General features: G+C 72.4%; 24 protein-coding genes. 7 read left to right on the forward strand and 17 right to left on the reverse strand.

What is annotated here, in order from left to right; translation table 11 throughout:
- The 3 genes from IEY30_RS19825 to IEY30_RS19835 form a co-directional block, all read right to left on the reverse strand.
- Positions 1 to 1,248, reverse strand: a 1,248-nt coding sequence (locus tag IEY30_RS19825; protein WP_229675112.1) for an Nramp family divalent metal transporter, incomplete at its 3' end; no start/stop codon positions are given.
- 115 nt (positions 1,249 to 1,363) lie between these two features.
- Complete coding sequence (locus IEY30_RS19830; protein ID WP_030200706.1) at positions 1,364 to 2,827, reverse strand: hypothetical protein; 1,464 nt, start codon at positions 2,825 to 2,827, stop codon at positions 1,364 to 1,366.
- 54 nt (positions 2,828 to 2,881) lie between these two features.
- Complete coding sequence (locus IEY30_RS19835) at positions 2,882 to 3,505, reverse strand: hypothetical protein (RefSeq protein WP_156035404.1); 624 nt, start codon at positions 3,503 to 3,505, stop codon at positions 2,882 to 2,884.
- 249 nt (positions 3,506 to 3,754) lie between these two features.
- Here IEY30_RS19835 and IEY30_RS19840 point away from each other — a divergent pair, with 249 nt between their 5' ends.
- Complete coding sequence (locus IEY30_RS19840; protein ID WP_030200704.1) at positions 3,755 to 4,117, forward strand: TraR/DksA family transcriptional regulator; 363 nt, start codon at positions 3,755 to 3,757, stop codon at positions 4,115 to 4,117.
- A 45-nt stretch (positions 4,118 to 4,162) separates the two neighbouring features.
- Here the strand turns inward: IEY30_RS19840 and IEY30_RS19845 are convergent, their stop codons facing one another.
- Complete coding sequence (locus IEY30_RS19845; protein WP_030200697.1) at positions 4,163 to 4,771, reverse strand: TetR/AcrR family transcriptional regulator; 609 nt, start codon at positions 4,769 to 4,771, stop codon at positions 4,163 to 4,165.
- Between the two features lie 65 nt (positions 4,772 to 4,836).
- On the opposite strand from IEY30_RS19845, the gene IEY30_RS19850 reads away from it, so the two are divergent.
- Together IEY30_RS19850 and IEY30_RS19855 are read left to right on the forward strand one after the other, a co-directional pair.
- Entirely contained in the window at positions 4,837 to 6,978 is a 2,142-nt protein-coding gene (locus IEY30_RS19850) for an MDR family MFS transporter (RefSeq protein WP_188960178.1), read from the forward strand.
- Between the two features lie 269 nt (positions 6,979 to 7,247).
- Positions 7,248 to 8,069 carry an oxidoreductase gene (locus IEY30_RS19855; RefSeq protein ID WP_030200693.1) on the forward strand — a complete coding sequence of 274 codons (822 nt, stop codon included), beginning with the start codon at positions 7,248 to 7,250 and terminating at the stop codon, positions 8,067 to 8,069.
- Here IEY30_RS19855 and IEY30_RS19860 read toward each other — a convergent pair.
- Entirely contained in the window at positions 8,051 to 8,962 is a 912-nt protein-coding gene (locus IEY30_RS19860; RefSeq protein ID WP_030200692.1) for a LysR family transcriptional regulator, read from the reverse strand. The genes IEY30_RS19855 and IEY30_RS19860 overlap by 19 nt on opposite strands.
- Before the next feature lie 102 nt (positions 8,963 to 9,064).
- Between IEY30_RS19860 and IEY30_RS19865 the strand changes: the two genes are divergently transcribed.
- Positions 9,065 to 10,147 (forward strand): YeiH family protein, encoded by a 1,083-nt coding sequence (locus IEY30_RS19865; protein WP_030200691.1) that lies wholly within the window; start codon positions 9,065 to 9,067, stop codon positions 10,145 to 10,147.
- A 173-nt stretch (positions 10,148 to 10,320) separates the two neighbouring features.
- Here the strand turns inward: IEY30_RS19865 and IEY30_RS19870 are convergent, their stop codons facing one another.
- The 3 genes from IEY30_RS19870 to pdhA are packed head-to-tail and all read right to left on the reverse strand — an operon-like array spanning position 10,321 to position 13,934.
- Positions 10,321 to 11,778, reverse strand: a complete 1,458-nt coding sequence (locus IEY30_RS19870; protein WP_030200687.1) for a dihydrolipoamide acetyltransferase family protein — start codon at positions 11,776 to 11,778, stop codon at positions 10,321 to 10,323.
- Between the two features lie 15 nt (positions 11,779 to 11,793).
- Positions 11,794 to 12,780: an alpha-ketoacid dehydrogenase subunit beta gene (locus tag IEY30_RS19875; protein ID WP_188960179.1), complete on the reverse strand. Its 987-nt coding sequence runs from the start codon at positions 12,778 to 12,780 to the stop codon at positions 11,794 to 11,796.
- Positions 12,780 to 13,934, reverse strand: coding sequence for a pyruvate dehydrogenase (acetyl-transferring) E1 component subunit alpha (pdhA, locus tag IEY30_RS19880; RefSeq protein WP_030200681.1), 1,155 nt, complete (start codon positions 13,932 to 13,934; stop codon positions 12,780 to 12,782). Before pdhA ends, IEY30_RS19875 begins: the two co-directional genes overlap by 1 nt.
- A 234-nt stretch (positions 13,935 to 14,168) precedes the next feature.
- Here pdhA and IEY30_RS19885 point away from each other — a divergent pair, with 234 nt between their 5' ends.
- Positions 14,169 to 14,552, forward strand: coding sequence for a hypothetical protein (locus tag IEY30_RS19885; RefSeq protein ID WP_030200678.1), 384 nt, complete (start codon positions 14,169 to 14,171; stop codon positions 14,550 to 14,552).
- A 54-nt stretch (positions 14,553 to 14,606) separates the two neighbouring features.
- On the opposite strand, the gene IEY30_RS19890 is transcribed toward IEY30_RS19885, so the two are convergent.
- The 6 genes from IEY30_RS19890 to hisC form a co-directional block, all read right to left on the reverse strand.
- On the reverse strand, positions 14,607 to 16,016 hold the full coding sequence (locus tag IEY30_RS19890) for an AAA family ATPase (protein ID WP_030200675.1): 1,410 nt from the start codon (positions 16,014 to 16,016) through the stop codon (positions 14,607 to 14,609).
- Positions 16,017 to 16,056: 40 nt separating this feature from the next.
- Positions 16,057 to 16,578 carry a hypothetical protein gene (locus tag IEY30_RS19895; protein ID WP_030200669.1) on the reverse strand — a complete coding sequence of 174 codons (522 nt, stop codon included), beginning with the start codon at positions 16,576 to 16,578 and terminating at the stop codon, positions 16,057 to 16,059.
- Between the two features lie 13 nt (positions 16,579 to 16,591).
- Complete coding sequence (locus tag IEY30_RS19900) at positions 16,592 to 17,011, reverse strand: glyoxalase superfamily protein (protein WP_030200667.1); 420 nt, start codon at positions 17,009 to 17,011, stop codon at positions 16,592 to 16,594.
- Positions 17,012 to 17,131: 120 nt separating this feature from the next.
- On the reverse strand, positions 17,132 to 17,836 hold the full coding sequence (locus IEY30_RS19905) for a hypothetical protein (protein ID WP_229675114.1): 705 nt from the start codon (positions 17,834 to 17,836) through the stop codon (positions 17,132 to 17,134).
- A 65-nt stretch (positions 17,837 to 17,901) separates the two neighbouring features.
- Positions 17,902 to 18,627 (reverse strand): hypothetical protein, encoded by a 726-nt coding sequence (locus IEY30_RS19910; protein WP_229675115.1) that lies wholly within the window; start codon positions 18,625 to 18,627, stop codon positions 17,902 to 17,904.
- A 91-nt stretch (positions 18,628 to 18,718) separates the two neighbouring features.
- Positions 18,719 to 19,864: a histidinol-phosphate transaminase gene (hisC, locus tag IEY30_RS19915; RefSeq protein ID WP_030200654.1), complete on the reverse strand. Its 1,146-nt coding sequence runs from the start codon at positions 19,862 to 19,864 to the stop codon at positions 18,719 to 18,721.
- A 147-nt stretch (positions 19,865 to 20,011) separates the two neighbouring features.
- Here hisC and IEY30_RS19920 point away from each other — a divergent pair, with 147 nt between their 5' ends.
- A complete protein-coding gene (locus IEY30_RS19920; RefSeq protein WP_030200653.1) occupies positions 20,012 to 21,100 on the forward strand; it encodes a 6-phosphofructokinase in 1,089 nt (362 codons plus the stop codon).
- A gap of 4 nt (positions 21,101 to 21,104) precedes the next feature.
- Positions 21,105 to 21,482 (forward strand): phage holin family protein, encoded by a 378-nt coding sequence (locus IEY30_RS19925; protein ID WP_030200652.1) that lies wholly within the window; start codon positions 21,105 to 21,107, stop codon positions 21,480 to 21,482.
- 158 nt (positions 21,483 to 21,640) lie between these two features.
- Here IEY30_RS19925 and IEY30_RS19930 read toward each other — a convergent pair whose 3' ends face one another.
- From IEY30_RS19930 to IEY30_RS19940, 3 genes are read right to left on the reverse strand one after another with little or no spacing between them, the layout of a single operon-like run.
- Entirely contained in the window at positions 21,641 to 22,501 is an 861-nt protein-coding gene (locus tag IEY30_RS19930; protein ID WP_030200651.1) for a 5-oxoprolinase subunit C family protein, read from the reverse strand.
- Complete coding sequence (locus IEY30_RS19935) at positions 22,498 to 23,127, reverse strand: 5-oxoprolinase subunit B family protein (RefSeq protein ID WP_030200643.1); 630 nt, start codon at positions 23,125 to 23,127, stop codon at positions 22,498 to 22,500. Before IEY30_RS19935 ends, IEY30_RS19930 begins: the two co-directional genes overlap by 4 nt.
- Complete coding sequence (locus IEY30_RS19940) at positions 23,127 to 23,894, reverse strand: LamB/YcsF family protein (RefSeq protein WP_030200642.1); 768 nt, start codon at positions 23,892 to 23,894, stop codon at positions 23,127 to 23,129. Before IEY30_RS19940 ends, IEY30_RS19935 begins: the two co-directional genes overlap by 1 nt.
- Positions 23,895 to 23,968: the final 74 nt, after the last annotated feature.

Consider the following 23,968-nt stretch of genomic DNA (forward strand, 5'->3'; position numbering starts at 1 on the left):
GGCGACGAGGTAGGCGCAGAGGCCGACGATGACGGCGGTGATGAGCGTCGCGACGGCCGTCGTGAGCCGGTGGTTGACGAGCACGCCCATGATCCGTCGGTCGCGCGTGAAGAGCAGGAGCGGCACGAGCGTCCCCGGCAGCGCGAACGAGAGGACGACCTGGCTCCACACGAGCGCGTTGGTCGGCTCGACGCCGATGCCGAGGATGACGAGCGCGGGCACGACGGCGAGCAGGCGCCGCAGGAGCGGCGCGATGGGCCGCCGCCCGAAACCCTGCATGACGACGTCTCCCGTCTGGACCCCGACGAGGGTCGACGCGAGACCGGAGGCGAGCAGGGCGACGGCCAGCATCGTCGCGACGATCTGTCCGGCGCTGGCCGAGAGGGCGGCATACGCCGTCTCGATGCTCGCGCCCGCCTCGGACGGCAGGGCGGCGGAGAAGACGACGAGGCTGACGTTGGCGACCCCGGCGACGGTCATGGCGATGACGACGCTGCGCACCGTGCGGCGGCCGGCGCGGAGGCGCCCGGCCTGGGCGACCTCCGCAGAGCCGTCGTCGTGGCCCCGCGACGCGGCGGAGTGGAAGTGCAGGGCGTGCGGCATGACGGTGGCGCCGACGATGCCGACGGCGAGCAGCGCGGCCGACGAGTCGAGCGGGCTGGGGACCACCGACTTGAGGAGCGCGACCCGGTCGACGTCGGCGATGAAGACCTGCCAGACGAGCGAGGCGATGATGACGACGAGCAGCACGAGCACGACGGAGTCGAAGTGGCTGCGGCCGCGGACCTTGAGCGCGAGGACGGCGAGGCTGAAGAGGGTCACGCAGACGGCGCCGGCCATGAGCGGCATGCCGAAGAGCAGCTTGAGGGCGATGGCGCCACCGACGATCTCGGCCAGGTCGGTCATGATGACGACGAGCTCGGCCTGGGCCCACAGCAGCAGCCGGCCGACGCCGGGGAAGCGCTCCGAGCTGTGCTCGGCGAGGCTCTTGCCGGTGACCATGCCGAGCTTGGCCGCGAGGTACTGGATGACCATCGCCGAGCAGCTGGCGAAGACGACGACCCAGACGAGGGCATAGCCGTGCTCGGCGCCCGAGGTGATGTTGACGCCGAAGTTGCCGGGGTCGACATAGGCGATCGCAGCGAGCAGCGCCGGCACGAGGGTGCGGGGCGCGCTGATCGTGCCGCCGAGACCACGCTCCGGCGACCGGTCGTCCACGCGCGGCTGCTGCGCCACTCGCTCACCCATGGGACACAGCATCGGGCCTCACGGGCGGCCGCGCCAACTCCCTGGACGTCAGTGCGACCCACGCCTCACGCCGCGAGTCGCGGACCCAGCCCGGGCCGGGCCGGACGTCCGGCGCTCAGCGGGCCGAGGCCACCCCGAGCAGCGCGGCGATCCCGAGCGCGCTGCGCGGGTCGTAGGCAGCGGTCCACAGACCTCCGTGGGCTGCGGCATACGCCTCGTCCTGCCACGGGTTCGGCTGCGCGGGAGCGCCGGTGCGCAGGTCGTGGACGAGGAGCGCGGCCATGAGCGTGTTGGCCGTGCCGGGCTCGAAGACCTCGATGCCGAAACGGTGCGCGCCGGCATAGGCCGCCGCGAGCGCGCGGTTCTTGACGACGGAGCGCGTGCGCGTCGGCGGGGCGACCTTGAACGACACGAGGCCGCCGTCGGCGCGGTATGCCGTCGCGCGCCACCGCTGGAGCCGCTTGGCGAGCAGGTAGTTGGGTCCCTGCTGGAGCACGACGCTGTCGTTGACGCCGGGGTCCTGGCCTGGCACGTAGTTGCGCCGCAGCAGTCGGCCGCCGCTCACCGTGCGGAGCGGCACGCGCAGCACCTTCGAGGTGCGGCGGTGGGCGTAGCTGTCGACGGAGCGCTCGACAGCAGCGCCCGGCACCGCGAAGACGTCGGTCGGGGTGGCGAGGAAGGCGAGGGCGACGTCGTCGCGCCCCTTCGCCTCGACGACCTGACGGGTCAGGGCGTCGACGGCCATCGAGACGCGGACGTTGGTCTCGCCGTCGGCGTAGACGTAGTTGCCGATCGCGAGGGGCCCCTCGAGGGAGGACACCCACCGGGTGACCGCGCCGAGGTCGTGGACGAGGTCGCCGCCGGCGCGCGCAGCGAGCGGCTCCTCGCCCGGACGCACCGGCACCGTGATCGAGCCTGCTAGCCGCCGGGTGTCGCCGATCAGCCTGTCCCACAGGTCCTTTCGTGGCAGGTCGACGGCTGCCACATCGGCGCCCCAGCGGAGCAGCGACCGGAGCGGGCCCATCTCCGCAGCCGCACCGAGCACGACGACGGTGCGGTCCGAGAGGTCGAGCCACTCGGGGTTGTCGACGACCCGACCCACGGCCTCGGCGCACGTCGGCTCGATGGTGCCCGTCTCGACCCAGAGGTCGAGACGACGGCGCAGCGCGTCCCCCGAGAGGCGCTCCCCGGCATACGGCACCGAGAGGGTGCGGTCCGGCAGACCCTCGCCGCGGATCGTCTCCGAGCCGAGCGGGCTCACGCCGCCGTCGTCCCCGAACGCCGCGTCGAGGGGGTGGTCACCGCCGCCGTCGACCCAGCGCATCCGCTCGTGCAGGGACTCCAGGCCCCTGCGCGCGATGGTGCGGGCCGCGTCCGGCGAGGTCAGCCCCGCCTCGACGAGGCGCCGGAAGTGCGGGAGATAGCCCTGGCGCCAGTTCGTCTCGCGCTCCGCCGAGGCCGCGCCCACCGGGTCGACCGCGCGCAGGGCGTCGGCGACGACGGCCCGCCCGGTGGCGGTCGTGCTGCGGCGTCCGGACGACGGGTCGAGTGGGAAGACCACTCCGCGGGGCTCGCTCATGCGCCCATCCTGCCCGGTCGCCGACAGGGCGGGCGCGACCGGCGCATGACGCGCTCAGTCCCGTTGGCGCCGGTCGAGCACGAGGTAGTTGACCGTGGCCGTCGCGACATTGCCGGCCCGGTCATGCGCAACACAGCCGACCGTGTGCATCCCCGGCCGTCGGGTGGACACGACGTGGCTGCCGTTGCAGCTCTGAGCGGCGACGCCGGACAGCACGTCCGTCGCACGGGGAAGCACGACGACCCTGCCTCCCTGGTCCACGACGGCGGGCTCGGCGACGGGGTCCAGCTCCGGCGGGGTGCCGTCGTAGCGGTAGGAGAAGCCGGCGTATGCCGCCGCGTGCCCAGCACCGTTGACGCACGTCCCGTAGACGGTCCGTGGAGTTGCCGTGTCGACTGTCACGACGAGACCGTCCTGACACCAGTCGATCCCACTGCCGGGGTCCACGGCCGCCCATCGATAGTGGGTCGGGGCGGAGTACCAGCCGTCCGCGTTCGGGCCGTCCTCCAGGTGCAGACCGGTCGGTGGTGTGGGGTCGTGGACGACCGCCACTGCGTGGGGGTCGGGGCTCGCCACTCCGTGCGCCCCTGTCAGGCCCAGTCCACCCCACGTGAGGACCGCGAGTCCTGCGCCCCACGCGATGGCGGAGGCCGTGCCGTGTGCGCTGGGTCCTGTCATGGCCGGCTCCCTGCCCGGGGCGCTCGTCCGGCGCCCAACACTGGTCGGAAGTCCTTGGTGGGAGCGGTGATACGCCCGCCGGTGATGTGAATTCGAATTCGTGGGACGGGTCGCCCATGGGGTCACATTCGGGACAGCCGGACAGGTCCGACCAGGCCTGCCGCGAGAGCCTGATTCCGGCTCGGACGACCGGGGTGTGGTGCGCCACTCGGCCCCGCCGACCGGGCTGAACCGGAGGACGATGGGGACATGAGCACCAAGACGGCCGCCCACGCAGCAGAGCTGGCGTCGGACCGGGCCAACGAGGTCGAGCGGATCGCCGGACTCCGCCGGGAGTTCGCCGAGGTCGTCGAGGCCTCGGAGGCCAACATCGCCGACGACGAGCACGACCCCGAAGGCTCGACGATCGCCTACGAGCGCACCCAGATCGGCGCCCTCATCACCCAGGCCGAGCAGCACCTCGCCGAGATCGACGCGGCGCTCCAGCGGATCGCGGACGGCGACTACGGCCGGTGCGAGGTGTGCGGTGAGACGATCCCCGACGGCCGGCTGCTGGCCCGGCCGACCGCTCGCACGTGCATCGACCACGCAGGGGCCGCGCTGCGCCGCTGAGCGGCTCCCCCACGGCTCGCAGCGGTAGGGCAGGGGCAGCGCGGCTCAGCGCAGGCCGGCTCCGATGCGCTCGAACGCCTGGTCGATGTTGCGCTCGAGGCGGCCGGAGCCGCCGTTCTGCTGGTGCTCGATGCAGGCGCGCACGGCGGCGATGGCGACGGCCACGGTGAGGCGGGCCTCGAGCGAGGCCCCCGGCCGGACGCCGAGGCGGCGCTCGAGCGCCGCCGTCAGGGCGTTCTCGATGCGGATGTTGTTGCCGACGAGGGCGGGCGCGAGCGAGGGCTCTCCGAGCAGGATCCGGCGCCGGCGCGCCCGCAGCTCCTTGTCGATCGAGCTGGGCGCGAGCATGGACGCGAGGATCCGGCGAAGGGACTCGAGCGGCGTCTCGCCGTGGACGTCCTCCTCGAGGGCGGCGGCATACGACTCGAGCTCCTCGGCCGTCGTGCCGATGACGGCGGCCTCCTTGGACGGGAAGTAGTTGAAGAAGGTGCGGGCGCTGACGCCGGCGCGGGACGCGATCTCCTCGGTGGTGACGGCCGCGAAGCCCTTCTCCTCCACGAGGTCGAGGGCGGCGAGGTTGAGCGCGCGGCGGGTCTCGCGCTTCTTGCGCTCACGCAGGCCGCACGACTCGTCGGTCAGCAGGTCCGTGCTCATGCCCTCATCGTGTCATGTTCAGTGCATGGACTGCAATTTTGCAGTGACTGCACATTCGGCGTACCGTGGACGGCATGCCACAGAAGACCCAGGGGGTAGCCACGGACACCGCGACCGGCACAGCCAGATCGACGAATGCCGCCAAGGCGCCCGGACTCGACCGCTCGACCCGCAACATCTTCATCGCGCTCATGCTCGGCATGCTCGTGGCGTCGATCAGCCAAACGATCGTCGGACCGGCCATGCCGCGCATCGTCGCCGAGCTCGGCGGGATCGACCACTACTCGTGGCTCGCGACCGCCGCGATGCTCGTCAGCGCGATCACCGTGCCGATCGTCGGCAAGATGAGCGACCTCTACGGCCGCCGCGGCTTCTACCTCGGCGGGCTCGTCGTCTTCATGGCCGGCTCGATCCTCTCCGGCTTCGCGCAGAACTTCTGGTGGCTCATCGCCGCCCGCGCCATCCAGGGCGCCGGCATGGGCACGCTGATGCCGCTGTCGCAGACGATCATCGGCGACATCATCCCGCCGCGTCAGCGGGGCAAGTACCAGGGCCTCATGGGCGGCGTCTTCGGGCTCGCCTCGATCCTCGGCCCGCTCGTCGGCGGCTTCGTCACCGACAACTGGGGCTGGCGCTACCTCTTCTTCATCACGCTGCCCGTCGGCGTCTTCGCCTTCTTCGGCATCAGCCGCTTCCTCCACCTCGAGCACACGCCGCGCGAGACCGTCGTCGACAAGGCGGGCATCGCCGCGCTGTCGATGACGCTCATCCTGCTGCTCGTGCCCACCTCGCTCGGTGGCACGACGCTGGCCTGGGGCTCCCCCGCCATCATCGGGATGTATGTCGCCGGCATCGTCATGCTCGGCGTCTTCATCGCCATCGAGCGCAAGGCCGTCGAGCCGGTGCTGCCGCTCCGCCTCTTCAAGAGCCCGCTCTTCACCCTGTCCAACATCGCGGCCTTCATGGTGTCGGTCATGATGTTCGGCGCGATGATCTACCTCCCGGTCTACGCCCAGGGCGTGCTCGGGGCGTCGGCCACCAACTCGGGCCTGATCCTCATGCCGATGTCCGTCGCCATGATCGGCCTGTCCATCATCTCCGGCCTCGTCATCACCAAGACGGGCCGCTACAAGCTGCAGACCATCGCGGGCATCCTCATCATGGGCGTCGGCTTCTGGCTGCTGACCCAGCTGCACTACGGCTCGAGCCAGCTCGACCTCACCCTGTCGATGATCGTCTTCGGCGTGGGCCTCGGCATGGCCCTGCAGGTCTTCACCCTCATCATCCAGAACTCCTCGCAGCGCAAGGACCTCGGCGTGGCGACGGCCTCCACCCAGTTCTTCCGCAACGTCGGCTCGACCGTCGGCACCGCCGTCTTCGGCACGATCATGACGAGCGGCCTGGCGGGCAACATCGCCTCGCACCTGCCGGCCTCGGTTGTCAAGCAGATGCAGGCCTCGGGCCAGGAGATCAGCGCCGGCTCGGTGCTCGACCCCTCGGCGCTGGCCAAGCTGCCCCCGCAGGTCGCGACGGGCGTCCAGCAGGGTCTCGCCGACTCGCTCCACAACGTGTTCGTCTGGGGCCTGGTGCCGTTCGTGCTCGCGCTGCTCGCAGCCCTCTTCATCAAGGAGGTGCCGCTGCGCGACACCGTGCACACGCCCGACGAGGCCGGCATCGAGCTGCTCGACACGATGTCGCAGTCGGCACCCGACGACGAGCTCAAGGTGCCGCTCGGTCGCGAGGCCGGCAACACGCGGACCCACGAGCGCCTTCTCGGCCTGCGCCTCGGCCTGCTCGCCGACTCGGCGCTGCGCGGTGACCGCCCGCTCCTGACCCAGGCCGTGACGCGGCTCGGCGAGGGCGACCTCGACGCCGGTGCGGCGCTGCTGCACCGCACCTCGCGCATGCTCACCTCGGAGGACCCCGCGCTCGTCGCCGAGACCGAGCGGTTCGCCGTGGAGGTCGCGGCTCGCGCCAAGGTGCCCGGCGGCATCCTCGACGAGTCGCTCAAGCGGGAGCTCGCCACCGCCGTGGCCGAGCGCGACGCCCGCACGGTCATGACGACGCGCGAGCCGACCGTCGCCGAGCGCCACGAGGCGGTCGACATCCGCCTGCTGTCCACCGTCGGTGACGACCTCACCGCCGCCTACCTCGTCGACCGGCAGAACGCCAGGGTCGCCGAGCAGGCCGAGGCCGCCGTGCGCTGACCGCGCCCGAACCGGTCAGTCCCCGGTCACCGTCGAGAGGCCACTCTTTGCGGGTCCGGCGCAGTCGAGAGGCCAGAGCTCGTCACGAGCTCTGGCCTCTCGACGTCCCCACACCCGCAAACTCTGGCCTTTCGACGGTCGGGGTTCGCCGAGTCCGCGATCTCGGGACCGGGCCGTATGCCGTGTGGCCAGGCGGCGTATGCCGGGTGGCCGGGGCGCGCTCGAGCGAGCCCGGCGCTGGGGGCGGCGACACGGCATACGGTGTCCGGATGACCAAGGTTGCCCTCATCACCGGCGCGTCGTCCGGCATCGGTGAGTCCATCGCCCTCCACCTCGTCGAGTCCGGGTGGACGGTGTACGCAGTCGCCCGGCGCGTCGAGCGCATGGCCGCGCTCGAGGCGCGGGGCGTCATCCCCTTCGCGATGGACGTCACCGACGACGCGTCGATGGTCGCCGGCATCGACCGCATCATCACCGAGCAGGGGCAGGTAGACGCCCTCGTCAACAACGCCGGCTACGGCTCCTACGGCCCGGTCGAGCACGTGCCGATCGAGGAGGCGAGGCGACAGTTCGAAGTCAACGTCTTCGGCCTGGCGCGGCTGACCCAGCTCGTCACGCCGCACATGCGCACGCGGCGACGCGGGCGGATCGTCAACATCTCCAGCATCGGCGGGAAGATCTACGAGCCGCTCGGCGCGTGGTACCACGCCACGAAGTTCGCCGTCGAGGGCTTCAGCGACAGCCTCCGCATCGAGCTCGCGCCCTTCGGCATCGACGTCGTCATCGTCGAGCCGGGACCGATCATCTCGGAGTGGAACACCATCGCCCGCGAGAGCCTGGTCGAGCGGTCGGTCGGCACGGCGTACGAGGACATGGCCCGGCGCATGGCCGTCATGTTCGAGCGCGTCGACACCCCACGGATGAGCTCAGGGCCGGAAGCCGTCGCCGAGAAGGTGCTCAAGGCCCTCGAGGCGACGAACCCTGCAGCCCGCTACCCCGCCGGCAAGGGCGCCCGCGCCATCGTGACGGCGCGCAAGCTGCTGCCCGACCGGGCCATGGACCTGATCGTCCATCAGGCCTTCAAGGGCTGACCGAGTCGTCGGGCGGTCGCGACCAGCTCGGCGGCGGGTCCGGTCAGGCGGCGGGGTTCGCGCCACACCGCCCGCAGCCGTCGGTCCAGCGTCAACCCCTCCACCTCGACGACCCGCAGGGCCCCGGCCTCGACCTGTTCGCGGACCGCGAGGACGCTGACGACGGCGGGGCCGACGCCTGCGAGCACGCTCGCACGGACGGCCGCGCCGCTGGCCAGCTCGAGCAGCGGCTCAGCGCGGGTGAAATCGCGCAGCGCGTCGTCGAGGGTGGTGCGCGTGCCGGAGCCCGGCTCACGCACGACCAGGGGCGTCGCGGCCAGCTCGTCCGGACGCAGGGAACGGCGCCTCCGGGACCACGGATGGTCCGGCGTGACCACGACGACGAGACGGTCGCGACCCACGGTGCAGCTGTGCAGGCCGCGCGGCACCGAGGGTGACTCGACGAAGCCGATGTCGCAGCCGCCGGCCTCGACCTGCTCGAGGACCTGCGTCGAGTTGTGCACCAGCAGGTGGATGCGCAGGTCCTCGTGGCGCCGGCGCAGCTCACCGAGCCATGCCGGGACCAGGTGCTCGGCGACCGTCATGCTCGCGCTGACCGCCAGCTCGTGCCGTCGTGCGCCACGGAGGGCCTGGGCCGCATCGAGCAGGCGCCCCGCATCGGCCAGGACCTCACGGGCCCAGTGCACCACGACGGTTCCCTCGGGCGTGAGTGCAGACCCTCGCGCACCGCGTCGCAGCAGCGGCACCCCGAGCTCACTCTCGAGCCGGCGCACGGCCCGGCTCGCGTTCGGCTGGGCCATGCCCTCCCGGCGCGCAGCCGCACCGAGGCTGCCGAGATCGTCGACGCCGACGAGGACGGCCAGCACCGCGAGGTCGGGCCAGGCGCGAGACATGCTCTCAGCATATGGCTCTGACGAAGGCCATATCGCTTGGATATGGATGTATGCACAATCTCCGGCTACCGGTCGTACGCTCCGGGGTCGAGGCTGGTCATCATGTCCACCACTGTCGGCCCGCAGCAGTCCGCCACCTCGGCCCCACGCTCGAGCGGGGTGGCGCGTGCGCTCCCGGGCCTCGCGCTCGGTGCAGCGGTGTCGGCAGCCGCCCTCGGCCTCAACCGCTGGGTGCCCTCGCTCAGCCCGCTGCTCGTGGCCATCGTCGTCGGCGCCACCCTCGCCAACACCGGCCGGATCGGTGCCGGCCTCGAGCCGGGGCTCGCGGTGGCGTCCAGGCGGCTGCTCCGGCTCGGCGTCGCCCTGCTCGGGCTCCAGCTGGCGCTCGGCGACGTGCTCCGGCTGGGCTGGGGAGTCATCGCCGTGGTCGTCGCGGTCGTGGCCCTCGGGATCGCCGGCGGCATGGTCGTGGGGCGGCTGCTCGGCCTCAGCCGCTCGCAGACCCTTCTCATCGCCGGCGGCTTCTCGATCTGCGGCGCAGCGGCTGCGGCGGCCGTCGACGGAGTCATCGAGTCGGAGGACGACGAGCTCGTGACGTCGGTCGCGCTCGTCGTGCTCTTCGGGACCGCCATGATCCCGTTGCTCCCCCTGGCCGCTGGATGGATCGGGCTGGCGCCGGCGCAGGCCGGCATGTGGGCCGGGGCCTCGATCCACGAGGTGGCCCAGGTGGTGGCGGCGTCAGGGGTCATCGGCAGCGGCGCCCTGGCGGTGGGCGTCGTCGTCAAGCTGGGCCGCGTGCTCATGCTCGCCCCGGTGCTGGCCCTCATCGGCCTCGCTGAGCGGCGGCGCGCGGCCAGGTCCGGCGCCGGGACGGCGGGTGACGGGTCGGCGGCCGACGGGTCTACGGGCGGGGGCCGCGGCGGGCGTCCTCCCCTGGTGCCCCTCTTCGTCGTGGGCTTCGTCGCGCTCATGGCGCTGCGCACCACGGGGGTCGTACCGTCCGGCGTGCTCTCGCTGGCGAAGTGGGGTGAGACCGCCCTGCTCACGATTGCCATGTTCGCCCTCGGCACGGGCGTGCGGGTCGCCTCCCTGCGACGAGTGGGACCCCGCCCCTTCGTGCTCGCGGGGGCGACGACCGTGTGGGTGGCCGTGGTCGCGCTCGGCGGCATCCTCCTTGCCACCTGACCCACCCGACTCCACCGTCGAGAGGCCACGAGTGGCCACTTGCCGCACGTCGAGAGGCCACGAATCGCCCTGCCTCACGAACCGAAAGGCCAGCTCTCGGGACGAGAGCTGGCCTTTCGACTGGTGGTCGAGGGCCAGACGTGGCCTTTCGACGGTGGAGCGAGCGAGGCGGGTCAGCCCCAGACGAGCGCCTGGGCCGGGTCGGCCATGATGGCGGCGAGGTCACTGAGGAAGCGGCTGCCGAGCTCGCCGTCGATGAGCCGGTGGTCGAAGCTGACCGCGAGCTGCGTGACGTGGCGGATCGCGATCTCGTCGTTGCCGTCGGCATCGGTGATCACCCACGGCTGCTTGCGGATCGCACCGAAGCACACGATCGCCGACTCCCCCGGGTTGATGATCGGGGTGCCGCTGTCGACGCCGAAGACGCCGACGTTGGTGATCGTCATCGTGCCGCCCGACATCTCGGCGGGCTGGGTGCGACCCTCGCGAGCCGTCGCCGTCAGCTGGCCGATGGCCTGCGCCAGCTCGAGCATCGTCATGGCGTGGGCGTCCTTGATGTTCGGGACGATCAGGCCGCGCGGGGTCGCCGCTGCGATGCCGAGGTTGACGTAGTTCTTCTGGACGATCTCCTGGTTGGCCTCGTCCCACGTCGCGTTCATGCCGGGGTTGCGCTTGATCGCGAGGACGAGCGCCCGGGCGAGCACGAGCAGCGGGGTGACCTTGACGTCCTTGAACTCGCGGCTGCCCTTGAGGCGGTCGACGAGCTCCATCGTCTTCGTGACGTCGATGGTGATCCACTCGGTGACGTGCGGCGCGGTGAAGGCCGATCCGACCATGGCCTGCGCAGTCATCTTGCGCACGCCCTTGATCGGCGTGCGCTCCTCGCGCTCCCCCGCACCGAACGGCATGCGGCATGCCGTCGCCGCCGGGACAGCGGCCGAGTCCGCTTGCGTGGCAACGCCGTTCACGGACGCACCACTCGCGTGGTTGGTCACGTCGTCGCGCGTGATGATGCCGTCGGCGCCGGTCGGGGTGACCGACGCGAGGTCGATGCCGAGGTCCTTGGCGAGCTTGCGCACGGGCGGCTTGGCCTTGGGACGGCCAATGGCAGGAGCAACGGCCGGGACGGCGGGCGCCGGCGACTCGACGCGCGCGGCCGGGACCACGGGCTCGGCGACCGGGGCCGCCGCGGCGACCTGCTCGGTCTCCGTGCGGGCAGCAGCGACCGGAGCGACGGCCACCGGTGCGACGGAGCCCTTGCGGGCCCGACGGGCGGTAGCACCGGCCTTGGCGCCGTAGCCGACGAGGATCGCCTCGGAGGCGCCTTCGGCCGGAGCCGCCTTCTCGCCGGGGATCGACGGCGCGGCCGCCGGGGCCTCGTCACCGCCCAGGCCGTCGTCGATGGAGATGATCGGCGTGCCGACGTCGATGGTCTGGCCGACCTCGACGAGCAGGTCCTTGACGGTGCCGGCCCACGGGATGGGCAGCTCGACGAGCGACTTGGCCGTCTCGATCTCGAGCACCATGTCGTTGACCTTGACGGTGTCGCCGGGCTTGACCTTCCACTCGACGATCTCGGCCTCGACGAGGCCCTCACCGGGGTCGGGCAGGTTGAACGTCTTGATTGCCATGTGTCGCAGCCCTTCTCAGTACGCGAGCGCGCGGTCGACGCCGTCAAGGATGCGGTCGAGGTCGGGGAGGAACTCCTCCTCCATCCGGCTCGGCGGGTAGGGGATGTTGGCCCCGTTGACGCGGATGACCGGCGCCTCAAGCTCGTAGAAGCACTGCTCGGTGACCTGGGCCGAGATCTCCGACGCCATGCCGAGGAAGCTGCTCGCCTCGTGCACGACGACGAGGCGGCCGGTCTTGCGGACCGACGCGACGATGGCGTCGATGGGCAGCGGCGAGAGCGAACGCAGGTCAATGACCTCGATGCTCGTGCCCTCGGCCTCGGCGGCGGCCGCCGACTCGAGCATCGTCTTGACGACGGAGACGTAGCCGACGAGCGTCACGTCGGTGCCCCCGCGCAGCACGTTGGCCTCGAAGAGTCCCCGCGGAGCGCTCGTCAGCGACGTGTCGTACTCGGCGCGGTCGTGGTACCGGCGCTTCGGCTCGAAGAAGATCACCGGGTCGTCGCACGCGACGGCCTGCTGGATCATCCAGTGGGCGTCCTCGGGGTTGCTGCACGCGACGACGCGCAGGCCCGCGGTGTGGGCGAAGTAGGCCTCGGGGCTCTCGGAGTGGTGCTCCGGGCTGCCGATGCCGCCGCCGAACGGGATGCGGATGACCATGGGGATCTTCACCGCGCCGAGGGCGCGGGCGTGCATCTTGGCGACCTGGCTGACGATTTGGTCGAAGGCCGGGTAGACGAAGCCGTCGAACTGGATCTCACAGACGGGGCGGTAGCCGCGCAGCGCCATGCCGACCGCGGTGCCGACGATGCCGGACTCGGCGAGCGGGCTGTCGATGACGCGGTCCTCGCCGAAGTCCTTCTGGAGGCCCTCGGTGATGCGGAAGACGCCGCCGAGCTTGCCGATGTCCTCACCGATGAGCACGACCTTGGGGTCGGCCTCCATGGCCTTGCGCAGGCCGTTGGTGATGCTCTTGCCGAGGGTGACCTTCTCGAGCGCCATCAGTTCGCCTCCTCGAAGCTCGCCTTGTAGGCGAGGTAGGCGGCACGCTCCGCCTCCATGACGGGGTGGTCCTCGGCGTAGACGTGGTCCCACATCGTCTCGCCGGGCATCGTCTCCATCGTGACGCAGCCCTCGCGCAGCTCGGCGGCGAACTGGTCGGCCTCCTCGTCGATACGGGTGAAGAAGGCCTCGTCGGCCATGCCCTCGTGGGCCAGCAGCGTCTTGAGGCGCAGGATCGGGTCGCGGAACTTCCACTCCTCGACCTCGGCCGAGACGCGGTACTTCGTCGGATCGTCGGCGGTCGTGTGCGCACCCATGCGGTAGGTGTAGGCCTCGATGAGCAGCGGGCCGTTGCCGTTGCGGGCCTCGTCGAGGCAGTGCTGCGTCACGGCGTACGTGGCGAGAATGTCGTTGCCGTCGACCCGGACGCCGGGGAAGCCGAAGCCGCGGGCTCGCTGGAAGAGCGGGATGCGGGTCTGCTTCTCGACGGGCTCGGAGATGGCCCACTGGTTGTTCTGGCAGAAGAAGACGACGGGAGCGTCGAAGCTCGCGGCGTAGACGAACGCCTCGTTGACGTCGCCCTGCGAGGACGCGCCGTCACCGAAGTAGCAGATGACCGCGGTGTCGCGGTCGGGGTCGCCGGTGCCGACGTTGCCGTCCATCCGCACGCCCATCGCGTAGCCGGTGGCGTGCAGCGCCTGGGCCCCGATGACGATCGTGTAGAGGTGGAAGTTGTTCTCCTGCGGGTCCCAGCCGCCCTGGCTGACGCCGCGGAAGAGCTGCAGCGAGCTCTGCGGGTCCATGCCGCGCACGAAGCCGACGCCGTGCTCGCGGTAGGTCGGGAAGACGAAGTCGTGCGGCTTGAGCGCGCGGCCGGAGCCGACCTGGGCGGCCTCCTGGCCGAGCAGGCTGGGCCACAGGCCGAGCTCGCCCTGGCGCTGGAGCGCGTAGCCCTCGGCGTCGAGGCGCCGGATGAGGACGAGGTCGCGGTAGAAGCTCCGCAGGTCCTCAGGCGTCAGGTCCGCGACGTACTTGTCGTAGTCGGGGTGGGACACACGCTGACCTTCGGGGGTCAGCAGCTGGATCATGTCCGGGCCACCGTCGCCGACCGCGGGGGTCGGCTCCTGCAGCTCGGCGACAACCTTGTCGCTCACTGGGGCTCCTTCGCCGGTGAGACCGGCCTACTCGTTCGGCCCGCAAACGGGGGTCACCCGCTCGTCGGCTTCTGGGGGCGCAAGGCCGCCGTTCGTGACGACGGACACGTGCTTGGTCCTCGACCCGGAACTTACCGGAGAGGCCTGCAAATCTCACAATGCGGGACGGTGACGCCCGCGCGAGGTCGTCCCACCCGTGCGACGATGACCGGACCGTCGAGGACAGGGGACGCCGTGGCAGCACCGGACCGCACGAACAGATGGTCCGTCAGCAGGGCCTGGCGGTCGCTGCCGCTCCGGACCCGGCGCGAGCTGGTGATCGCGGCCGTCAGGGGGCACCGACCTCGGACCGACCACACGACGTGGAGCACCGCGCTCGACTGGGCGCAGCTCTACCCGGCCCTGGCCGGGTGGCGGGTCGTGGGAGGCGCCTGCTTCGTCTGGCTCACGGTCCGAGGGGTCTTCGAGCCGTTCACCTGGCTCGTGGGTGGCTTCGCCTGCTACCTGCTGGGCGAGGCCGCCTGGGCGACGTTCGCGGCCTCCCGGATCCGGCGCAGCCCCGGCCCCGTGGACCCGGGCCAGCCTCAGGCGCGCACGGTCGGCAACGCCAGTTCCTGAGCCCGCACGACCGAGGGCGTATGCCGCGTGGCCGGGGCGGTCTCGACGGCGCGGTCAGCGACGGGTGCCCCAGCTCCAGGCCGGGGTGCTGAGCAGGCCCTGCCCCTGCACGAACGTCTCGCCGAGGTCCTTGACGAGGGTGACCCCTCGAGCGGGCGAGGCGAGTCCCACGGGCAGGTCATCGCCCGCGTCGTCCTCGTCGTCCGGGTCGACGACGCCGAGCTCGCGGATCAGGGCCTCGGAGTGGGAGACGACCATGACCTGGCTGCTCTCGGCCGCGGCGCGGATGAGGCGCGCCAAGGGCGCCAGGAGCTCGGGGTGGAGCGAGGTCTCGGGCTCGTTGAGCACCATGAGCGGCGGCGGGTCGGGCGTCAGCAGGGCCGCGACGAGGAGCAGGTAGCGCAGGGTGCCGTCGGAGAGCTCGGCCCCCGCGAGCGGACGCAGCATGCCGGGTTGGTGCAGCGCCACGTCGAAGCGGCCGCCCTCGACGGTCACGTCGAGGATCGCGCCGTCGAAGGCGTCGGCCACGGCGCGGTCGAGCTCGGACCGACCGTTCTCGCGGATCGTCTGGAGCGCCGCCGCGAGGTCGCGACCGTCGTCGGTGAGCACCGGGGTGCGGGTGCCGACCTGGGGCGTGCGGGCCGGCGCGCCGGCGTCGGCCCGGAAGCCGTCGTAGAAGCGCCAGCCCCGGATCATCCGGCGGACCCGGAGCAGCTCGGGGGCCCGCTCGGGGTCGGCGAGCTCGGTCAGCATGCTCTCCCACGGGCGCAGGGACCGGGTGAGCTCGGTCCACCCCGGACGCGCCGTGCGCACGCTGCCGCCGGGGGCAGGGCCGCCGACCCCGGTCGGATCCTTGTAGGCAGCCCTCGAGCCGGTCTGCGAGCCGGGCTGCTCCACCGGGTCGGACTCCCACTCCGACGCACCATCGTCCTCGCCGGCCCCGCCCCACTCCGAGCCCCAGCCGTCGTCGTCGGCGCTCGTCGCGCGGGTTTCGACGACGCCCCAGCGGCGCCGCACGAGGACGGACGCCGGCCGCATGACGGGACCGGCCCACACGACCTCGCGCTTGATCTCGGGGTCGCGCAGGAAGGCCGACGGCGAGCCGGCGTCGCTCCCCGACGCCTGCTGCGGCAGGCCGAGGTCGACGAGGTAGCCGAAGTCTTCGGAGGCGAAGCCGAGCTGGAGGCTGATCGGGCCCTTGCGCCGGGTGCCTTGCACGGCGTGGCCACGGTCGCGCGCGCCGCCGAGCGTGGCCGGGCCGGCCCAGAGCGCGGACTGCAGGCCGCCCTCGCGCGCGAGCGTGCCGATGACGTCGCCCCGACCGCAGCCGGCGAGCAGCCGCAGCGACCGGTAGAGGCTCGACTTGCCGCTGCCGTTGGCCCCCGTGACGACGTCGAGGCCGTGCAGCGGGACCACGACGTCACGCAGGGAGCGGTAGCCGGACACGGCGACGGCGGTGAGCATTCCTCGAAGGTAGGCGCCACGTCCGACAGCGCGAGGCCCCTCAGGCCGGTGACGCCCCGCCAGTCTCCTCGCCGGGACCGTCCCGGCGCCGGAGGACGAGGACCACCATGACGGCGAGTGCCACGACCCACAGCGCGAGCGCCACCACCGGGAAGGAGGCGACGACCGTCCGGGTGAACACCGGCTCGCCCGCCGGGGAGGCCCAGCCGAAGGACGTTCCGGTATTGCCCAACGCGAGCAGGGCCGTCACCAGCGCCGCCCCGACGCCGACCGCGGCGACCACCGTCGCCCTACGACCTCGCCCCGGGTCGCTCACCGCACGGAGCCACACCACGCCGGCCGCGACGGCGAGGATCGCCGCCACGACCAGGGCCACGAGCACGCCGAGCGAGCCGTCGAGGTCGGTGGACGACAGCTCGCTCACCGAACGCACCCGGCCCCAGAGCCAGATGTCGAGCAGGGGCACGACGGCACCGTCCGCTGACTGCAGGACCATGGTGTCGGTCGGCCAGATCACGGCTGCGACGAGGAGTGCCGAGCCCACGACCAGCAGGGCCGCCACCCGTCGCCGCACCTCAGGCCTGCTGGTCCTGGTCGGCGTCGCCCGCACCGGCGCCGCCGCTCCCGGACCAGGCCGGCACCTCCTGCAGCGACCAGCGGTTGCCGTCGGGGTCGGTGAAGTAGGCGAAGCGGCCCCAGGGCTGCTCGTCGATCTCGGACACCGCGACACCACGCCCGACGAGCTCGGCCCGGATCGCGTCGGCGTCGGCAACGACCATCTGGAGGTTGTCGAGGCCCCCGGGCACGATCTGGGTCAGGCCCTTGCCGATGGCGATCGAGCAGGCCGAGCCGGGCGGCGTCAGCTGCACGAACCGCACCTCGTCGCTCACCGTGTGGTCGTGGTCGGCGTTGAACCCGACCTTCTCGACGTAGAACTCCTTGGCCCGGTCGACATCGGTCACGGGCACCGCCACCAGCTCGAGCTTCATGTCCATGACCCGACGGTAGGCCCGGGCACCGACACACGGAGGCGAGCGGCACACGCGAGTTCCGGTTCGCTCCGCGCGGTGCGCCCTGCGTGCCGTGCCGCACCCCGCGGAGGAGGGCGCAGACCGTCAGCCGCGCGGACGCTGCGGCGGCTCGTCGTCGTCCCTGAACCCCACCGAGGGCGTATGCGTGGAGCCGGGCGACGTGCCCTCGCGCCAGGTCGCGACGGGTCGGGCCACAGGCTGGGCCGCCGAGGCCGGTTCGGCTGGGTCGGTCGGGCGCCGTCCTGCGAGCCGGGCGGCCGCGGCGGACACCCGCGCGGACGCGGCATTCGCCGGTCCCGGCAGCGCGACGGGCACGACGACGAGGGCCAGGGCCAAAGCCAGCAGGACGGCTGCGGCCACCTCGAGCCATCCCGCGGCCGTGGTGATGTCGACGAGTCCCGGCTGCAGGCCCAGCGACCGGTCGTCGAACGAGACCCGCTCGAAGACGGACGCCGCCACCGTCGCGAGCGCCAGCGCGAGCCCGACGGCAGCGAGCAGGCGCCCCTCGAGTCCGGGGCGGAGGAGCCACGCCGTGACGCCCGCCGCGGCCAGCAGCAGCACGACGACGAGGAGCACGAGCCGCGCCACGGGGTCGGGCTGGGCGAAGGCGTCGAGCGGTACCCCGTCGGAGGTGTAGACGAACTGCCGCCCCCAGGACCAGATGCTCTGCTCGTAGCCCTTCGTGAAGTCACCGACCTCGGGCACGCGCACGGCGAGGATGCGCGTCGGCCACACCGCGGTGGACGCCGCCAGCAGCAGCCCCGAGCCACCGAGCGCGGAGGTGGCCACACGCATACGCCATCGGTTCGACCGGTCCGACCCGGCGGACGACGTGACGACACTCGCTTCTCCGCTCATCGCGAGCGCCGGAGCTGCTCGGGACCACCGCTGGCGGACTCGCCGAACGACACGGGGGTGGTCGACAGGTGCTCCCCCGCGGGCCGCAGGCCGGCGGTGCGACCGGGGTCGGAGGGGGCCGGTGGGTCGACGCCCGGAGGGCACGATGTGCCCGGCCCCCCGGACGGGACGGCGACGCCGGCGTCGACCGGACGCACCGCCGTCAGCGCCGAGAGCACGACGGCCAGCAGCAGGACGACCGCGGCCGCCGTCTCGAAGGAGCCGGCCGACGTCATCTCGGTGCGGACGGTGAGTCCGGCCGCCCCCTGGTCGATCTCCCCGAGAGAGCGGCCCACCCGGTCGGCCACCGTCGTCAGCACCCGGCCGGCGAGCAGACCGATCGTCACCAGCCCCATCGCGCGACCCCAGGCCAACCGCGGGAAGAACCAGACGGCCACGCCCACCAGGGCCGCGGCGAGGAGCAGCACGAGCACGGCCAGGCCCAGCACGTTCCACTGGTCGCGCAGCTCGACGCCCTCGAGGCCGGTCACGCGCACGCGGCCCCAGCTCCACTCCCACTGACGGGACAGGAGCGAGCCGTGCTCGCGGTCCGCCACGGACATCTCCCACGTCGGGGCGAGCAGCGACGGGACGACGAGCAGGACGCCGAGGAGCGCGACGCCGCCGCTGAGGCGCCGACCGCCCCACCGGTCACGTCTGCCCGTCCACGCCACGTCCGCCATGTCCGCCACGTCCGCGACCTCCGCCCACGACGACCGCCGCGCGTCGGCGCGGCTCAGGCCATTGTCGCCCGGCAAGGCGCGGAACGGCCCGTCAGCGAGGGCCGAAGGCTGCGGCGACCTCGATCAAGCGCGAGTTGGCCTCGACCTCGCCGATCGTGACGCGCACGCCGTCGTCGCCGTACTGCCGCACCGTGAGCCCGGCGTCGGAGCACGCCGTGGAGAACGCCGTCGAGTCGGGGCCCAGCGGGAACCACACGAAGTTCGCGTCGGACTGCGGCAGCCTCCACCCCTGGTCGGCGAGCGCCTGCACGACCCGGTCGCGCTCTGCGACAAGGGACTCCACGCGCTCGTTCAGCTCGTCGAACGCGTCGAGCGAGGCGATGGCCGCGACCTGCGCGACCGAGTTGACCCCGAAGGGCGTGGCCGTCTTGCGCAGGGCAGCGGCGACGGGAGGGTGCGCGACGGCATACCCCACCCGCAGGCCGGCGAGGCCGTACGCCTTGGAGAAGGTGCGCAGGACGACGACGTTGGGGCGGTGGCGCCACACGTCGAGCCCGCGCACGGCCTCGGGGTCGCGGACGAACTCGACGTACGCCTCGTCGACGACGACGATGACGTCGTCCGGGACCTTGTCGAGGAACGCCTCGAGCTCGGCCTGGTGCACGCACGGACCGGTCGGGTTGTTCGGCGTGCACACGAGGATGACGCGGGTGCGGTCGGTGATCGCGGCGAACATCGCGTCGAGGCGGTGGCGCGCCTGCTCGTCGAGACCGACCATGACCGGCTTGGCACCGGCGAGCTGCGTGACGATCGGGTAGGCCTCGAAGGAGCGCCACGCGAAGACGACCTCGTCTCCGGCGTCGCACGCGGCGTTGACGATCTGCGCCAGCACGGCGACCGAGCCGGTGCCGGTCGCGATGCACTCAGCCGGCACGTCGAGCGCCTTGGCGAGGCGCTCGGTGAGCGCCGTGACGGCCATGTCGGGGTAGCGGTTGACCGTGGTGGCCGCGTCGTCGATGGCGGCGAGCACCGAGGGCAGCGGGCCGTACGGGTTCTCGTTGGACGACAGCTTGTAGGCCGTCACGCCGGCAGGTGCCGCCGCGGGCTTCCCGGGCTTGTAGTCGGGCATCTGCGCGAGCACCTCGCGCAGGCGGACCGTGGTCGCCGACGCCGGCGGGGCGGCATACGCCTCCTGCGGGGTGGCACTCTCGGTCACGCTCTCGGTGGTGTCGCTCATACCGGAACTGTAGAGGCAGTGTCCACGGGAGCGACCGGCCCATGGACGCTCCGCTGACGTGAGGCCCTGTCTGTGGCTAGGCTCACATCGTCGCGTCAGCGCCGCCACGACACCCTGTCTGCTGCCCACTCTCCGAAAGTCCTATCAATGCGCATCGGCATCCTCACCGGGGGCGGGGACTGTCCCGGCCTCAACGCCGTCATCCGCGGCGCGACCCGCGCCGCCGAGGTCACCTACGACAGCACCGTCATCGGCTTCCGCAACGCCTGGCGCGGAGTCATGGACAACGACTACGAGATCCTCGACGTCGACCGGTGCCGCGGCATCCTGCCCCTCGGTGGCACGATCCTCGGCACGTCGCGCGACCAGCCGTTCGCTCACGAGGACGGCCTCAAGCGCGTGCGCAAGGCCTACGACCGGCACGGCCTCGACGCCATCATCGGCATCGGCGGCGAGGGCTCCATGGGAGTCGTCAACCGCCTGCACGAGAACGGCTTCCCCGTCATCGGCGTGCCCAAGACGATCGACAACGACATCTCCCTGACGGAGATGACCTTCGGCTTCCAGACGGCCGTGCAGATCTGCACCGACGCCATCGACCGGCTGCACACGACGGCCGAGAGCCACCACCGCGTCCTCGTCGTCGAGGTCATGGGCCGCCACGTCGGGCACATCGCGATCTGGTCGGGCCTGGCCGGCGGCGCCGCCATCACGCTGGTGCCCGAGGAGCCCTTCGACATCGACGAGGTCTGCGAGCGCATCGTCCACCGCCACAAGAAGGGCCGGTTCGCGACGATCGTCGTCGTCGCCGAGGGCGCCCTGCCCAAGGCGGGCACCATGGAGATCCCCGCGCCCGAGATCGACAAGTACGGCCACCAGATCCTCGGTGGCATCGGCTCGATCCTCGCCCGCGAGATCCAGGGCCGCACCGGCATCGAGAGCCGCATGACGGCGCTCGGCCACATCCAGCGCGGCGGGTCGCCCGTCGCCTTCGACCGCGTGCTCGGCACCCGGTTCGGCGTCGCTGCGGTCGAGGCCGCCCTCGACGGCGCCTGGGGCCAGATGGTCGCGCTGCAGAGGGGTCACATCGAGCGCGTGCCCCTCGCCGACGCCGTCGGCACGCTCAAGACGGTCGAGCCGGACCTGCTGCGGCTCAACGCGATGTTCCAGCCGCGCATCCCCGGCGACGAGCACCCCGGACTTCCCGTCGACGCGCCCACCCCCGTGGAACACTGAGCGCATGCTCCTCAACTTCGCGTTGCAGACGGTGATCAACGCCGTCGCCCTGTGGGTGGCCGCGTGGGCCATCCCCGGCATCACCTTCGGCGGCGACACCACCGGTCAGGTCGTCAAGACGGTCGTCATCGTCGCCCTGATCTTCGGCATCGTGAACGCCTTCATCAAGCCGCTGCTCAAGCTGATCTCGCTGCCGCTGATCATCCTGACGCTGGGGCTGTTCGTCTTCATCGTCAACGCCCTGATGCTCGAGCTGACGTCGTGGCTGGCCGGCAAGTTCGACCTCGCCTTCCACGTCGACCACTTCTTCTGGGACGCCGTCTTCGGCGCGCTCATCGTCACCTTCGTGTCGATGATCCTCAGCTTCATCAAGACCGACTGAGGTCCCCTCCGTCGCTCGTAGACGTGGAGCCGGGGAGCTGCCGTGGCCGTGAGCATGCGAGCGGCTCCGGCAGGTCAATCCGGAATGCCGTGAGCCCGCCTTCCGTCCGGAGGGCGGGCTCACGGCATACGACCCTTCCCAGACGCGGCCGCGGGGCGTCAGAGCAGCGGGCGCTGGAGCGCGAAGCGCAGCGGCTGACCGGGCCGCGCCTGCGCGGCGAGCGGCACGTCCTCGGGGTGCACGACGGCGACGACGGGATAGCCACCGGTGACGGGGTGGTCGGCGAGGAAGATGACCGGGCGGCCGTCCGGCGGCACCTGCACGGCGCCCTCGACGATGCCCTCGGACGGCAGCTCGTGGGTGCGCCCCCGCGTCAGCGCCGGGCCCTCGAGCCGCAGCCCGATCCGGTCGGATGCCGCGGTCACCTCGTAGGCGGCGCGTCCCAGACGGGTGAGCGAGTCGTCGGTGAACCAGTCGGCGCGCGGGCCGGGGACGGCGCGCAGCACGACCTCGTCGGGGAGCGGAGCCACCGCGGCGTGGTCGACGCCGGGCATCGGACCCGCGGGCCGGCCCAGCTCTACGGTGTCGCCGTCGCGCAACGGGGCCGGGCCCAGGCGCGAGAGCAGGTCGGTGGCGGCCGACCCGAGCACGAGCTCGCACGCCACGCCACCGCGCAGCGCCAGGTAGGTGCGCACGCCGCGGGTCGGCATCCCCAGCTCGAGCACCTGACCCGCCCTGACCGTGACGGGAGTGCAGCCGGCGTGCGCGCGGCCGTCGACGCACAGCGGTGCCGGGGCGCCGGTGACGGCCACTGTGGCCGCCTCGGTGAAGCGCAGGACGAGACCGCCGAACGTCGTCTCGAGCGCCGGCGCGCCCTCCGGGTTGCCGACCAGCCGGTTGGCGAGGCGCAGGCTCGGGCGGTCGACGGCGCCGGAGCGACCGACGCCCAGGTGCGCGAGCCCGGGACGGCCGAGGTCCTGGAGCGTCGTCAGCGGACCGGCCCGCAGCACCTCGATCACGGGTCGCGCCTCGTGAAGCGCACGCGGGTGCCCGGAGCGAGCAGGGCCGGAGGCTGTCGGTCGAGGTCCCACAGCGGTGCCTCGGTGCGGCCGATGAGCTGCCACCCGCCCGGCCCTTCCTGCGGGTAGATGCCGGTGAACTCGCCCGCCAGGGCGACGGAGCCGCGGGGGACGCGGGTGCGCGGGGTGCCCCGGCGCGGGACGACGAGGGCGGCGTCTCCCCCGACGAGGTAGGCGAAGCCCGGCGCGAAACCGGTGAACGCCACGCGGTAGGTGGCCGCGCCGTGGCGCCGCACGACCTCCTCCACCGACAGGCCGGACAGGCGCGCGACCTCGTCCAGGTCGTCCCCGTCGTAGGTCACGGCCACCTCGACCTCGTGGTCGGGCCGCTCGTGGTCGGCCGCGCGCACGTCGAGGGACGCCAGCGCCTCTGCGACCCGGCTGTGCGAGGAGGTGTCGTCGAACGTGACGAGCACCGTCCGGGCCGCGGGCACGAGGTCGACGACGCCGGGGAGCGCGCCCCCGGCGCGGGCCTCCTCGAGCGTGCGGTGGAGGGCCATCACCTGGGGCAGGTCGTCGCACTCGACGAGGAGCCCGCGGTGTCCAGCCGCCAGCAGGCGCGTCATCAGGGCACGGCCGTGAACGGGCGGAGCGCGACGCCGGCGTCGTCGACCGCGCGACGCACGGCGTGCGCCATCTCGACGGCGCCGGGGGTGTCACCGTGGATGCAGATCGACTGTGCCTCAACGGAGATCGTGGTCCCGTCGATGGCGACGACCGTGCACTCCGTGGCCATCTGGACGCAGCGGCGCGCGACCACGTCGGCGTCGTGGATGACGGCCCCCGGCTCACGGCGCGGGACGAGCAGGCCCTCGGGCGTGTAGGCACGGTCGGCGAAGGCCTCGGCGACCGCGGTCAGACCGTCGGCCTCGGCGCGGACGAGCAGCTCGGAGCCGGCGAGGCCCAGCACCGGCATCGACCGGTCGAAGAGGGCGACCGCCTCGGTGACCGCGCCGGCCGTCACGGGGTTGCTCGCTGCCGCGTTGTAGAGGGCGCCGTGCGGCTTGACGTAGCTGACGCGGGCCCCTTCGACGCCGGCGATGCCGTGCAGGGCCGCGATCTGGTAGATCAGCTCGTCGACGAGCTCGGCCGGGTCCATCTCGATGTGGCGACGGCCGAAGCCCGCGAGGTCGCGGTAACCCACCTGGGCGCCGACGGCCACGCCGAGCTGCGCGGCGCGGGCGCACACCCGCCGCAGGATGCTGGGGTCGCCGGCGTGGAAGCCGCAGGCCACGTTGGCGCTCGTGACGACGCGGAGCATGGCCTCGTCGTCGCCGAGGGTCCACCGGCCGAAGCCCTCGCCGATGTCGCTGTTGAGGTCGATGGCGCTCATGGGCCGGACCGTACCGCCGTGCCGACGAGAGGGTCGACCGGGGCCACGGGCGGGGTCGGGCTCATGTCGGCTGC

Source organism: Terrabacter tumescens (assembly GCF_014646815.1).
GTDB lineage: Bacteria > Actinomycetota > Actinomycetes > Actinomycetales > Dermatophilaceae > Terrabacter > Terrabacter tumescens.

Bases quoted from the DNA above. Each gene is read 5' to 3' on its own strand.
- IEY30_RS19920 (WP_030200653.1), top strand. From the start codon at position 20,012: ATGCGCATCGGCATCCTCACCGGGGGCGGGGACTGTCCCGGCCTCAAC.
- IEY30_RS19925 (WP_030200652.1), top strand. From the start codon at position 21,105: ATGCTCCTCAACTTCGCGTTGCAGACGGTGATCAACGCCGTCGCCCTG.
- IEY30_RS19845 (WP_030200697.1), bottom strand. From the start codon at position 4,771: ATGAGCACGGACCTGCTGACCGACGAGTCGTGCGGCCTGCGTGAGCGC.
- IEY30_RS19855 (WP_030200693.1), top strand. From the start codon at position 7,248: ATGACCAAGGTTGCCCTCATCACCGGCGCGTCGTCCGGCATCGGTGAG.
- IEY30_RS19830 (WP_030200706.1), bottom strand. From the start codon at position 2,827: ATGAGCGAGCCCCGCGGAGTGGTCTTCCCACTCGACCCGTCGTCCGGA.
- hisC (WP_030200654.1), bottom strand. From the start codon at position 19,864: ATGAGCGACACCACCGAGAGCGTGACCGAGAGTGCCACCCCGCAGGAG.
- IEY30_RS19940 (WP_030200642.1), bottom strand. From the start codon at position 23,894: ATGAGCGCCATCGACCTCAACAGCGACATCGGCGAGGGCTTCGGCCGG.
- IEY30_RS19865 (WP_030200691.1), top strand. From the start codon at position 9,065: ATGTCCACCACTGTCGGCCCGCAGCAGTCCGCCACCTCGGCCCCACGC.
- IEY30_RS19910 (WP_229675115.1), bottom strand. From the start codon at position 18,627: ATGGCGGACGTGGCGTGGACGGGCAGACGTGACCGGTGGGGCGGTCGG.
- IEY30_RS19935 (WP_030200643.1), bottom strand. From the start codon at position 23,127: ATGACGCGCCTGCTGGCGGCTGGACACCGCGGGCTCCTCGTCGAGTGC.
- IEY30_RS19875 (WP_188960179.1), bottom strand. From the start codon at position 12,780: ATGGCGCTCGAGAAGGTCACCCTCGGCAAGAGCATCACCAACGGCCTG.
- IEY30_RS19840 (WP_030200704.1), top strand. From the start codon at position 3,755: ATGAGCACCAAGACGGCCGCCCACGCAGCAGAGCTGGCGTCGGACCGG.
- IEY30_RS19890 (WP_030200675.1), bottom strand. From the start codon at position 16,016: ATGCTCACCGCCGTCGCCGTGTCCGGCTACCGCTCCCTGCGTGACGTC.
- IEY30_RS19835 (WP_156035404.1), bottom strand. From the start codon at position 3,505: ATGACAGGACCCAGCGCACACGGCACGGCCTCCGCCATCGCGTGGGGC.
- IEY30_RS19900 (WP_030200667.1), bottom strand. From the start codon at position 17,011: ATGGACATGAAGCTCGAGCTGGTGGCGGTGCCCGTGACCGATGTCGAC.
- IEY30_RS19870 (WP_030200687.1), bottom strand. From the start codon at position 11,778: ATGGCAATCAAGACGTTCAACCTGCCCGACCCCGGTGAGGGCCTCGTC.
- IEY30_RS19860 (WP_030200692.1), bottom strand. From the start codon at position 8,962: ATGTCTCGCGCCTGGCCCGACCTCGCGGTGCTGGCCGTCCTCGTCGGC.